Source organism: Micromonospora sp. WMMD730, assembly GCF_049178955.1.
GTDB lineage: Bacteria > Actinomycetota > Actinomycetes > Mycobacteriales > Micromonosporaceae > Micromonospora > Micromonospora wenchangensis.
Window position 1 is genome coordinate 4,238,634 of the sequence record NZ_JBMHML010000002.1, and the last position, 13,687, is coordinate 4,252,320.

The following is a 13,687-nucleotide window of genomic DNA, read 5'->3' on the forward strand; positions in this document are numbered from 1 at the left end:
CTAGAACTGGATCTCGAAGAACGGCGCGAGCGACTCCGGGCCGTGGTCGTTCCCGTGGCCGTTGGCCGACGTGGGCACCGGTCCGTCGAACCAGAACCGGCGTCGCCGGTACCGCGGTGGCTCCAGCGGTTCACGCACCCGGGCCTGGCTGTGCGGCGCCTGGCGCACCACCACGTGGGCGTTGGTGCCGCCGAAGCCGAACGAGCTGACCCCGGCCCGGCGCACGCCGTCGCGTCCGGTCCAGTCGCGCAGCTCGCGGACCGGGAACAGTGGTGACCTGTCGAACTCGAAGCGCCGGTTGAGCGTCGCGCAGTGCAGGGTGGGCGGCAGCTGCCCGTGGTGCACGGACAGGACCGTCTTGATCAGGCCGGCGATCCCGGCGGCGCTGAGCGTATGCCCGATGTTGGTCTTCACGCTCCCCACGCCGCAGAACCCGACCTCGTCCGTGGCGCCGCGCAATACCTCGGTCAACGCCTTCAACTCCATCGGATCGCCGATCATGGTGCCGGTGCCGTGCGCCTCGACGTAGCCGAGCAGCGCCGGGGACACGCCGGCGACGGCGAGCGCGGACTCGATGACCTCGCGCTGCGCCCGGGGGTTCGGTGTGGTGATGCCCATGGTGCGGCCGTCGTTGTTGACGGCGCTGCCCTCGATGACCGCGTACACCCGGTCGCCGTCGCGGATCGCGTCCTCGACCCGCTTGAGCAGCAGGACGCCCACGCCCTCACCGAGGACGATGCCGTCGGCGCGCTCGTCGAAGGTGTGGCACCGGCCGGTGGGTGACAGCGCCCCGGCACCGCTCATGCCGACGAACGGCACCTCGTCGAGCAGGATCTCGACGCCGCCGGCGAGTGCCGTGTCGGTTTCGCCGGCCCGCAGGCTCTGCACGGCGAGGTGCACCGCGACCAGCCCGGAGGAGCAGGCGCTGTCGACGACCATGGCCGGACCGTGCACGTCCAGGTAGTGCGAGAGATGCGCGGCGATGAAGTTCTGCGCCATGCCGCTGATCGAATGGGTGGTCGCGGCCGTGTGGTGGGCGCCGAAGTTCGCCACCCGGGCACCGGCGAAGACCCCCACCCGGCGGCCGGCCACGTCGGCGGGTGTCAGGCCCGCGTCGGCCATGCACTCGGCTCCGGCCTCCAGGAACTGCCGCACCAGCGGATCGACGTGGGCGGCGCCGGCCGGGTCGAGGCGGAAGAACTCCGGGTCGAAGTCCTCGATGGCGTCCAGGAACCCGCCCCACTTACTGACGGTTCTGCCGGGCTGCTGAACCGGGTGCCAGAAGCGGTCCACGTCCCAGCGGGACGGCGGCACCTCGGTCACCGAGTCCACCCCGCCGACCAGGTTGCGCCAGAAGGTGGCGTGGTCGGGGGCGCCGGGGAAGTGTGCGGCGATGCCCACCACGGCGATCCCCCGCACCTGCGGCGTCCTCGGGGCCGGTTGCGTCCCGCGCTCCGGTTGCGTTCCGCGCCCCGGTTGCGGCCCGTGCCCCGGTTGCGTCCCGCGCTCCGGTTGCGGCTCCGTGGGCACCGGCTCCTCCGGCGGTACGCCGGTCAGGGCGGTGCTCAGCTGGGCGATGGTGGGGTTCTCCAGCAGCACCGACGGCTCGACGACCACCTGGAGGTCGCGCTCCAGGGCGGCGAGCAGTTGGGCGATCATGATGGAGTCCACGCCGAGGTCGGCGAAATCGGCGTCGGGCGGGATCTGCGCGGCGTCCAGGCGCAACGTCGCCGCGAAGACCTCGGTGAGCCGTCGTACCCCGTGGTCGCCGGAGCGGATCCCGTGCCCCGCCGGCAGCACCTGGACGGCAGCGGCGGCCGGCGCGGACGGGGTCGCGGCCGCAGACGGGGTGACCTCCAGGAGGGAACGCGCGGCGAACCGGGAGGCGTCCACGACGCACGGCAGTACGACCGGGTCGGGTCCGGCCAGCGCCGCGTCCAGCAGCGCCAGGCCGTCCCGCGGGGCCAGCGCCAGCAGCCCTCGGGCGCGGTAGGTCGGGGTGTCCACCTCCGGCATGCCGGCCGCCTGCCAGCTCGGCCACTGCACCGACCGGAAGACCGGAACACCCGTGCCGGTGGCGGTCCGGTACTCGGCCACCCGGTCCAGCACCGAGTTGGCCAGCGCGTAGTCGCTCATCCCGACCGCCAGGGTGGGCACCTGGCCGGCGACCGACGAGTACAGCACCACGAAGCGCAGCGGGTCGTCCGCGCACGCGTCGAGCACCGCCTGCAGGCCTGTCGTCTTCGGTTCCAGCACCGCGCGCATGTCGGCGGTGCGCTTGCCGATGAACGCGGGGTCGGTCATCACCCCCAGCCCGGCACAGTGCACGAGGCCGGCGATCGGACCCCACTGCCGCCGCACCCGGTCGAGCACCTGCCCGACGCGCTCCAGCGGGGTGCTCTCGATCATCAGGTGCACCCCGGGGCGCTCCAGCGCGGTGAGGTCGCGGAGCCGGGCGGCCAGGTCCGGATCGGTGTCCGCGGCGGCGATCAGGGCCGCCCAGGTCTCCCGGGCGGGCAGTGGCGACTGCCCGAGCAGCACCAGCCGGTCCGCGCCCCGCGCGAGGAGTTCCGCAGCCAGCAGCCGGCCGAGCGCACCGGTTCCGCCAGTGATCACCACCGGTTGACCGGCCAGCGTGGCCGACCACCGGGCCGGTGCCGGAGAGGCGTCCACTGGCCGCAGCACCGGTGTGTACCGGAGGCCGTCGCGCACGCACGCCTCGGTGACCCGATCGGTCGCCGCCAGCTCCGCGGCGGCCACGTCACGCACCACCTCCGGGTCCGTGACATCGACGTCGACGGTACGGGCGGACACGGCGGGGTACTCGGCGGTGAGCATCCGGACCAGACCGGCGAACGCTGCTCCCCGCAGCGTCGGGTTCTCGACGCCGAAGGTCACCAGCCCCCGCGTCAGGTGCAGGTAGGCCAGTCCGGTGGTCCGGTTCGCCGCGACCAGCTCCCGGGCCAGCACGATGCGTGCCCAGTCGACGTGCACCTCGGCCACCGCGACCGCGGACAGGTCGACGAGGTCCACCACGACCGTTGCCCGGCCGATCGCGGTGGCGGCCCGTAGGCCGGTCTCCTCGGTGGTGTCGTCCAGCCGGACCACCCGCGCGGTCTCCCCGAACGCCGCCAGCGCGAGCGCCTCGGTCTCGGCACCGACCAGGACCACCGGTGCGTCCGGTGCCGACGCGGACGGCAGCGACGCCGGCTCCCACGCCTTGACCAGCAGCCGCCGGGAATCCTCCGACGCCGGGTCGGACCCGGTGGGAAGCCAGTGCCGTTCCCGCGCGAACGGGTACGTCGGCATCGAGGTGAGGGCAGGTCGATCGGTGCGCAGCGCGGCCCAGTCGATGGCCGCGCCGTCCTGCCACAACCGCGCGATCCGGTCGAGCCGCCCCTCGCGGGCCAGCCGCCGCAGATAGCTGACGCCCTCCGGCTCGGTGAGCCAGTCGTGGTCGCCGGCGACGGTGCCCGCCGCGAGGTCGCCGGCCAGGAACGCGGCGAGCAGGTCCCGCAACTGCGCCACGGACGTGCAGACCAAGGCCAGACGCACCGCCATCGGGACCCGGCCCACCTGCGAGGTGTGGGCCAGCGACGACAGGGCGGGCTGCTGGTCCCCCAGGAACGTCCAGGTCGCTCTGGCGTACCGGTGCAGGGCGGCCTCGTCGCGTGCCGACAGCAGGAACACCTCCGGTCCGGTGTCCGGCGGTGCCGGCGCGGGCGTGGGTGGCTCCTCCAGCACGACGTGGGCATTGACCCCGCCGAAGCCGAACGAGCTGACTCCGGCGCGCAGCGGCACGCAGGTGCCGTCGGCGTCGCGCGGCTCCCACCGGCGGGTCTGCCGGACCGGCTCGAACGGCGTGCCGGTCAGCTCGATCAGCGGGTTGAGCCGGGAGAGATGCAGCGTCGGCGGAAGCTGTCGGTGCCGCATCGCCAGCACCACCTTGATCACGCCCGCGATGCCCGCGGCGGGTTCCAGGTGCCCGATGTTGCTCTTGACCGTGCCGATGCCGCAGGTGACCGGGGGCCCGACGGCAAGCGTCCGGTGGGCCCGGACCAGGCCGTCGATCTCGACGGGGTCACCGAGTGCGGTGCCGGTGCCGTGCAGCTCGACGTAGGACACCGTCTCGATCGGCACGTCCGCGTCCCGGTACGCCTCGACCAGCAGATCCGCCTGTGCGAGGGGGTTCGGTGAGGTGAGTGACGAGGCGCGGCCACCGTGGTTGACCGCGCTGCCGCGGATGACCGCGTGCACCCGGTCGCCGTCGGCGAGGGCCCGGGACAGCGTCTTGAGGACGACGACACCGACACCCTCCCCCTTGACGTAGCCGTCGGCCCGCTCGTCGAGCGTCTTGCACCGGCCGTCGGGCGCGAGCACCCCGAGCTGGTTGCCGGCGACGACGGTCTGCGGGGACAGCACGAGGCTCACCCCACCGGCGATGGCCAGGTCGCTCTCCCCCGCGCGCAACGACCGGACGGCGCGGTGCAGGGCGACCAGCGAGCTGGAGCAGGCGGTGTCGATGCTCTCGCTCGGGCCCCGCAGGTCGAGCAGGTACGAGATGCGGTTGGCCAGCATGGTGCGGGCCAGTCCGGTGCCGGCGTGCGCGTTGACGTGCTCGCCGTTGAGCACCATCGACTCGTAGTCGGTGAACTGCACCCCGGCGAAGACGCACACCCGGCCACCCGCGAGCCGGTCCGGGCGACATCCCGCGTCCTCCAGCGCAGCCCACGTCTGCTCCAGGAACAGGCGGTGCTGCGGGTCGATGACCTGTGCCTCGGCCGGTGAGATGCGGAAGAACAGCGGGTCGAACAGGTCCACGTCGGTCAGGAAGCCACCCCAGCGGGCGGTGCCGCCGAAGCGACGGGCGACCTCCCGCCAGTCCCACCGGTCGGCGGGCGTCTCGGTGATCAGGTCCCGGCCGGCCGCGAGGTGCTGCCAGAAGGATTCCAGGTCGTCGGCGCCGGGCAGCCGCCCGGCGAGGCCGATGATCGCGACCGGCTCGTGGTCGGCCGGTGCCGAGGCGGCGGTCCCGGATACGGGTGCGGGTGCGACGACCGGCTCGGGTGCGACCGGCCCGGATACGACCGACTCGGGTACGACCGGCTCGACGGTCGGGGTCGCGGGTAGCTCGGCCGCGAGGTGCGCGGCGAGTTTCGTGATGGTGTTGGCGGCGAACAGCGTCGTGGTCGGCACGGCCACGTCGTAGCGGACGGCCAGCGCCGCGGCCAGGTTCTGCAGGCCGAAGGAGTCCAGGCCGTACTCGCCGAAGCCGGCCTCCGGGTCGAGTGTGGACGGGGCGATCCCGAGGATCTCGCCGACCAACCCGCGGACCTGCCCGACCAGCTCCGGCCCGGGAGCGACGTACGGCCCGGAAGCGACATCCGGCCCGGAAGCGACGTACGGCCCGGAAGCGACGTCCGGCCCGGGAGCGATGTCCGGTCCCGGTGCGGCGTCCGGCCCTGGGGCGGCGGGAGCGGCGAGCGGGCCGGACGACGGCACCGGGCAGCCGTCCTCACGCAGGCGCATCCCGGCCACCAGTTCCCGCATCGCGGCCGGCTCACCGGGCAGGACGGCCACCTGGTCACGGTCGAGGCGCAGCACCAGGTCGAGCACCTGCCCGCCCTCTGCCGCCTCCAGGTAGCGGAAGCCGGTGGCGGCCAGGTAGCGGCGCTCGTCCCCGGCGTCCACGTGCATGCCGCCGGCACGCCACATCGGCCAGTCCACCGATACGGTACGACCACGTCGGCGTCCGGCTCGGCGCTCCCGTTCCCGCGCGGTGGCGAGCCCGTCGAGGTACCGGGCACCGACTGCGTAGTCCAGGAGACCGTAGTCACCGAGCTGCCCGGCCAGCGACGAGTAGAGCACGAACACGTCCAGCGGTTGGTCGCGGGTAACCTCGTCGAGAACCACGGTCCCGGTGAGCCGGGCCCGCAGGTGCGCACGGAACTCGTCGAGGCTCTTGCCGGGCAGCGGGGTGCGCGACACGGTGCCGGCCAGGTGGAAGACCCCGTCGAGGGGGCCCCAGGTGGCGGTCACCTCCGCCACGACACGGGCCATGGCGGCGCGGTCGTCGACGGCCGCCTGGTGGTACGCGACGTCGCCGTGGGCACGCAGCTCCGCCAGTGCTCCGTTCCGCTCGGCGGCCGGCGAGCGGCCGGTCAGCGCGACCCGGGCGCCGCGCGACAGCAGCGTCCGGGTCAGCAGCACGCCGAGGCCGCCCAGGCCGCCGGTGATCAGGTAGACGCCACCGTCGCGCAGCGGCGAGGGCAGGACCGGCTCAGCGGGGATCTCGCTGAGCACCCGGACCGTGCGGCCGGTCGCCGACACCCGAACGGCCGGACCCGACAGCCGGTGCGCGGCGATCTCGGCGAGTAGTTCGTCGGTACCGGTGGGGCCCTCGACCCGTACGACGCTGACGTTCGTTCCCGGCAGCGCGGCCCGCAACGACACGTCGAACCCGCCCCACGCCTCGGCGTGGGGGCCCTCCGGCACCAGCACCTGGATGCGGGCCGGGGCGCGGGTGCCGTGGGCCGTCAGCTCCTTGACGATCCGGAACATCGCCTCGATCCCCAGGTCGTCGCGGCCGGGTGTGAGCAGCGGCCACTGGTGCACGATCCGGGTCGGTGGGTCGGCGAGCAGCCGGGCGTAGTCGTCCTGCTCGCCGGGCCGGATGGTGACCACCGTGCCCTCGTCGCGGTACTCGGTGCCCGCCACGACGTGCACCGCGCCCGGCACCGGCAGGTCACCCAGGACCAACACCCGGCCCGGGTGCTCCCCGGGCGCCGGGACCGGCTCGTCCCGCCAGGTCGCCGTGAAGTAGCTGATCGGCGGGGCCGTCGTGCCGTCGGTGAACCAGTGCCGTTCCCGCGCGAACGGGTACGTCGGCAGGGACCGCCGACGGGGCCGGTCCACCCACCGGCGACGCCAGTCCACCCGCGCGCCCCGTACCCAGGCGGCAGCCGTCTCGTCGTCGCCGTGGCCGTCGTACGGGTCACCGCCTGCGCCCCGCTCGACCCGCCCGGTGTGCAGACCGGTGGTGTCACCGGCGAGGAATCGACGCAGCGTGGTGACGGCGTGCTCGGCGGAGTCCGTGACGAACGCCAGCCGCTGGGCGTACGCCCCACGCCCCACCTGCAGGGTGTACGCGGTACCCGCCAGGTCGTGCGCCCACCGGTCCGGCCGGTCGGCGAAGGCACGTGCGTACGCCCGCAGCCGGTCGCCGTCCCTGGCGGACAGGACGAACACCACCGGTCCCGCCGGCGGGTGCGGCTGCGCGCTCGGGTACTCCTCGAGCACGACGTGGGCGTTGGCTCCGCCGTACCCGAAGGCGCTCACCCCGGCGCGGCGTGGCACTGCCGGCGCGGGCGGCGGCCACTCCCGCAGCCCCGTCGCCAACTCGAACGGGGTGCCCTGCAGACCCAGGTGCGGGTTCTGCCGCGGCCCGTGCGGGTCGCCGGTGATCCGGCCGTGCCGCAGCGACAGCAGGACCCGCAGCACGGCGGCGATCCCCGCCGCCGGTTCGAGATGGCCGATGGTGTTCTTCAGCGCCCCGAGGGCGCAGTGCGGCCGGGCCGACGCCTCGTGGCCCCAGTCGCGGTAGAGGTCGGCGAACGCCTCGCGCAACCCGTTGGTCTCGGCGGGGTCACCGATGACGGTGCCGGTGCCGTGCGTCTCCAGGTATCCGATCGTCTGCGGGTCGACCGCCGCCTCCCGGTGCGCCTGTCGGATCACCTCGGCCTGGGCGCGCGGGTTGGGTGCGGTCAACGAGTTGGCCCGGCCGCCGTGGTTCACCGCGCTGCCACGTAGCACCGCCAGGATGGGATTGCCGTCGGCCCGGGCCCGGCTGAGCCGGGTGAGTACCACGACGCCGACCCCCTCGCCGCGTACGTAGCCGGCCGCGTCGGCGTCGAACGCCCGACCGACACCGTCCGGGCTGAGCATCCCGGCGCGTTCCAGCGAGGCGAACGTGACCGGAGACAGCATCAGGCTGACACCGGCGACGATGACGGTGCCGCACCGTCCCAGGCGCAGCGCCTCCGCCGCCCGGTGCAGCGCGACGAGCGAACTGGAACAGGCGGTGTCCACCGGTTCACTGGGACCGTGCAGGTCGAGCTGGTAGGAGATGCGGTTGGCCAGCATCGACGGGGCGAGACCGGTCGACGAGTAGGCGTCGGTGGCGGTACCGGAACGCTGGATCAGCTCGGCGTATTCGGAGGAACCGACGCCCACGAAGAGCCCGGTGTCGGTGCCGGCCAGGTCGCCGGGGTCGATGCCGGCGTCCTCCAGCGCAGCCCACACCGTACGCATCAGCAACCGCTGCCGCGGGTCCATCCAGCGGGCCTCCCGGGGGGAGATGCCGAAGAACAGCGGGTCGAACCGGTCGACGTCGGCGATGAAACCGGCCCGGGTCACTCGGGTGTGTTCCGGGTGGCCGGCGGGATCGCCGTGGTGCTCCCGCACGTCCCACCGGTCGGCCGGCACGTCGGAGAAGAGGTCCCCGCCACGTTCCAGGTTGGCCCAGAACTCGTCCAGATCGGCGGAGCCCGGCAGCACCCCGGCCATGCCGACGATCACCACCGGATCGTCCGTCCCGGGCGGACCGGACGGATCCGGTGCCGCACCCGGGTCGTCGCGGGTGAGCCACTCGGCCAGGGCCTTGGCGGTCGGGGTGGCCAGCAGCTGGTCCGGGCCGACCGGCACCCCGAACGCGGCGGCGACGTCACCGGCCAGCCTCAGCAGCGCCAACGAGTCGAGCCCGTGATCGTGGAACGACGCATCCGGGTCGAGGTCGGTCACCGGATAGCCGCTGATTCCGCTGACCAGTCGCAGCACGGTGTCCAGCGCGGGGCGGCGCGGGCCGGTCGGCCGGCCCGGCACCGGCGTGGCGACCGTCGGCGCGGCGGAGCGGATCCAGCAGCGGACCCGCTCGAACGGGTACCCGGGCAGCGACAGCGGCTCCGGTCCGCGGCCGGGCGTCCCCCGCCAGTCGATCACCTCGCCGGCCACCCAGCGGCGTGCGACGTCGCGCGGGTCCGGGTCCGGCGCGACCGGGGGGCCGGGCTCCGCGGTGACCACCCCGGTCCAGCCCGACGACCGCCCGGCGAGGAAGGAGTCGAGCTGGTCGATCAGCTCGTCGGGCCGACGGGCGACCACGGCGAGCCGGTGTGCCATCGCCTCGCGCCCGGTCTGGAGCGTGTAGGCCAGCCGGTCGAGGTCGAGGTCCGCGGCGGCCGGCAGGGCCGCGGCAAGCTGACGCAGGGTCGATCCGCTGTGCACGGCCCCGACGTTCAGGGTGCTGTCCCGCCCGGCCAGCCGCATGATCACGGCGGGGTCCAGGCCGAGTTCGTCGAGCGGCTCGTCGACGGCGGTGACCGGCACCCCGGCGGCCGAGGCGATCTCGGACAGGCCGGGTCCGGCCGCCCCGCCGCGCAACCGGTCCAGCATCCGCTCGACGACGCGGCGCAGCGCCTGCGCGTCGCGCGCCGAGAACGGGAAGACGGCCGGCACCGGTACGACGCCGGAGGGTGATCCGGCCCGGTACTGCTCGACCAGGACGTGCGCGTTGGAGCCACCGGCGCCGAAGGCGCTGACCCCGGCACGCAGTGGCTGCGGGCCGGTCCACGGTGCCACCTCGCGCTGCACGCGGAACGGGACGCCCGCCCAGTCGACGGCCGGGTTGAGGTCCTCGGCGTGCAGTGACGGCGCGAGTTCCCCCGCCCGCATCTGCAGCAGCACCTTCGTCAGACCCGCGATGCCCGCCGCGGACTCCAGGTGACCGACGGACGACTTCACCGAGCCGATGGCGATCGATGCGGCGGGGGCGTCGCCGAACACCGGGGTCAGGCCGGCGATCTCGGCGGGATCGCCCAGCGCCGTGCCGGTGCCGTGCGCCTCCACGTACGACACGGTGGCCGGGTCGACACCGGCGGCCCGCAGGGCGCTCGTGACGACCTCGCTCTGGGCGCCCGGGCTGGGTACGGCGTACCCGCCGGTCTTGCCGCCGTGGTTGACGGCGCTGCCGAGGATGACCCCGAGGATGCGGTCACCGTCGCGTTCGGCGGCGGCCAGCGGCTTGAGCAGGACCGCGCCGACGCCCTCACCGGGGACCATGCCGTCGCCGCCGGCCGCGAAGCTGCGGCACCGCCCGATGTCGCCGGTGAACCCGCCGGCCGCGAGTTGCCGGTACTTGCGCGGATGCGGGGTGAGGTTCACGCCGCCCACCAGCGCGTAGTCCGCGTTCCCGGCGGCCAGTGCCGTACAGGCGAGATGGATGGCGGTCAGGGACGACGAGCACATGGTGTCGACGGCCAGGCTCGGGCCGTGCAGGTCGAGGACGTACGACACCCGGTTGGCGATCGACGCGTAGCCCATTCCCCCGGCCAGCCCGCGCTCGTCCTCCAGGAGCTGGTAGTGGCCGTACATGACGCCGACGTAGACGCCCACCCGGCTGCCCCGGAGCCGGCCGTGCGGATATCCGGCGTCCTCCAGGGTGTGCCAGGCGGTCTGCAGGAACAGTCTCTCCTGCGGGTCGGTCAGTTCCGCCTCACGCATCGACATCTGGAAGAACCGCGGGTCGAACTCGTCGATGTGGTCGAGGAAGCCACCCCACCGGCTGACCGGTCTGCCGTCCACCTCGGAGACCGCCGACGGATCCCAGCGGTCGGCCGGTACCTCGCGGACGCAGTCCCGGCCGGCCCGCAGGTTGGCCCAGAACGTGTCGACGTCGTCGGCGAGCGGGTACCGGCCGGCCATGCCGATCACGGCGATCCGGGTGTCCGTCGTCGGCGTCGGCCGCTCGGCGGGCTCGACCGTCGCCGCCGGCACGGACGGTGCCGACGGACCGACCACCGGCACGGGCGGGGGTTCGGCGGGCAGCAGGCCCCTGACGCTCTGCGGGTACCGCTCGACCAGGTGGTCGGCGACCTCGCGGATGGTCGGGTGCTCGAACAGCAGGGTGGCCGGCAGGTCCCCCATCCGTTCGGCGAGCAGGTCGGCGATGCGGGGCACGGTCAACGAGTCGACCCCGAAGTTCTCGTACGTCTCGTCCAGCCACAGCCGGTCGCGGGGCACCTGGAGGACCTGGACGAACGCGTCCTTGACGTACTCGCGGGCTGCCTCGACGAGCCGCTGCGCGTCGCCGGGGCGCGGCGGCGACCCGGCTGTCGCCTCGCGGTCGGGCTCGGCCAGCGGCTGCGCGGCGGCGGGGCTCGGCTGCGACACCGCCGGCACGGGTGTCGCCGCAGCCGGGCCGGTCGCCGGGGCCGGGCCGGTGGCCGCGACGACGACGTGCTGGGTGAGCGCCCGGTCGGCGGGGAGGGCCCGGCTGCGGGCGAACCCGGCCAGCTCGAGCGCGGTGCGCCAGCCAGCCCCGGACAGCAGGGGGGATCCGGGCAGGCGCAGGCCGGTGTCGCGGTGCAGCCACCAGCCGTCGAGCAGGCCGAAGGTGAGCGTCGTGGTGACGGCGTTGCTGCTGGCCTCGTTGAGCACCAGGTGTCCGCCTGGTTTGAGCAGCGCCGCGACCGCGCGCAGGGTGTGCAGCAGGTCCGGGGTGGCGTGCAGGACGTTGGCCGCCACCACGAGATCCGCCTCGCCGGGCGGGAATCCCTGCGCGGCCGGGTCGCCGGAGATGTCGAGTCGTTGGAAGCGCACCGTCGGGTAGCGCTCGGCGAACCGCTGCCGGCCGTGTTGCAGGAACGCGGGCGAGATGTCGGTGTACACGTAGGTCAGATCCCTGCCGGTGGCGGTCAGGGCGGGCAGCAGGCTCGCGGTGGTGCCACCGGTCCCGGCCCCGATCTCGACGACCGTGACCGGTCCGCCCAGCCGGCCGATCCGGTCCAGCGCCGCGGCCACCACGAGTTCGTTGGCACGGTCGACGACGGGGCTGCCCCGGTAGGCGTCCTCCACCAACGCCGTGGACCCGCCGGGGAACATCACCTCGGTGGCGCGCACGCTGCCCCTCAGCACCCCGAACAGGTCGCGCATGCAGGGCCTCAGCAGGCGGTCGATGCGGTTCAGTGCCGGCTGGCGCGCGCAGAGTGCGATCAGCTCGTTCTCCGGGTCCACCGGGGCCGACCGGTTCGTGGGGACCAGCGCGGTGCCGTCGTCGTGCAGGAAGCCGGCCGCGGTGAGCACCCGCAGCAGTTCGGCGAAGAGCCGGGACTGCCCGTCGGCGATCCGCAGCCGTCGCTGGACGTCGACGGCGGTCCACCGCTCGTTGTCGCTGCGGAACACGCCCTCGTTGCGGAACAGCTCCCACAGCCAGCCGGTCACGATTCCGTCCAGCGACGCCTGGTCGGCGTCGGTCAACAGCGGCGCGACCGGTGCCAGGGCAGCCGCCGATGGCGCCAGTTCGTCGTCGCCGGCCGGGTCTCCGGGCAGCTCGACCCCGGCGGCGGTCAGCACACCGGCGTCCGCCTTGATCACCACGACCTGCCGGTCGGTACGACCCAGCACGTCGTGCACCGCCGCCATGCCCTCCGCCGGGGTGATCGACCGGATTCCGGTCCGGGCCAGTCGCTCCCGGTACCGTTCGTCCGCGACGATGCCCACGGTGCCCCAGTAACCCCAGTTGATGACGGCCGAACGGGCGGGCAGGACGCCGTCGAGGTGCTGGGCGAACGCGTCCTCGAACGTCGATCCGGCGGCGTAGTTGGCCTGCCCGGCGCTGCCCGACAGCGCCACCGCGGAGGAGAAGAACAGCACGAAGTCGAGCCCGGCGGCGGTTCCGATGGCGTGGTGCAGGGCCACCGAGGTCCGCGTCTTGGCGTCGAGAACGGTCCGGAAGGTCTCCTCGGTCATCGTGGCGACGATCTGGTCACGCAGCACGATGGTGGCGTGCACGACCCCGTGCAACGCGCCGTGCCGGGTCCGGACAGCCGTGACCACGTCGGCGAGTGCCGCCGGGTCGGTGGCGTCGGCCCTGCGGTACGACACCAGCTCGCCGGCCGGGTCCAGGCGGCGCAGTCGTTCCCGGCGTCCGTCGTCCAGCTCGCTGCGGCCGACCAGCACCACCCTCGCCCGGTAGCCGCGTACCAGCCATTCGGTGAGCTCCAGGCCGATGCCTCCGGCGCCGCCGAGGATCAGGTAGACGCCCCCGTGGCGGATCGCCTCGCGGGGCGCAGCGGCGGTGACGGGGACCAGGCTCCGCCGGTGCAGGACACCGGCGCGCAGGGCGTACGGGCCGCCGGCGGGCACGTCGAGGACGTCGGCGGACAGGGGATCGGTCGACGAGCGGTCGACCACCGCCACCCGCCAGCGCGGGTGTTCCCGGGCCAGGGAGAGGGCCAGTCCGTGCAGGCTCGCCGCGTAGGGGTTGCCGACCGGTTCCGGGCCGGTGCTCAGGGCGTCCTCGGTGACCACGGTGAGCCGTACCGGTGCGCCCGACCGCTGTAACGCCTTGGCGACGCGGAACAGGGCCAGGACGCCGTGCTCCTGCGCGCGGTCGAGGGCGGCGAGGTCGTCGGTGCGGCCGGCGGCTGGGCCGGAGAGCACGACCACGTGGCCCGGCCGTCCGGCCGGCACGACGGAGCCGTCGGCGCCGATGTCGGTGACCGCGCCGCCGAGCCGGGCGGCGAGGACGGCGGCGAGCGGCGCGGCGGCGGGAGGACCGATCACCCAGGTGTCCGCGTCGTCCACGGTCAGGGGCTCGGCCGGAGTCGGGGACCAGCGGGGTACGTACATCAGG

At 74.2% G+C, this 13,687-nt stretch carries 1 protein-coding gene (running past one end of the window); it reads right to left on the reverse strand.

Translation table 11 applies throughout. The annotated features are described in order from the left end of the window. Nucleotides 1-13,687, reverse strand: the 3' portion of a protein-coding gene (locus ACN265_RS18405) for an L-histidine N(alpha)-methyltransferase (RefSeq protein ID WP_421408691.1). The gene runs 5,357 nt beyond the window's last position; only the last 13,687 of its 19,044 coding nucleotides appear in the window; its start codon lies beyond the right edge, outside the window; it ends in the stop codon at nt 1-3.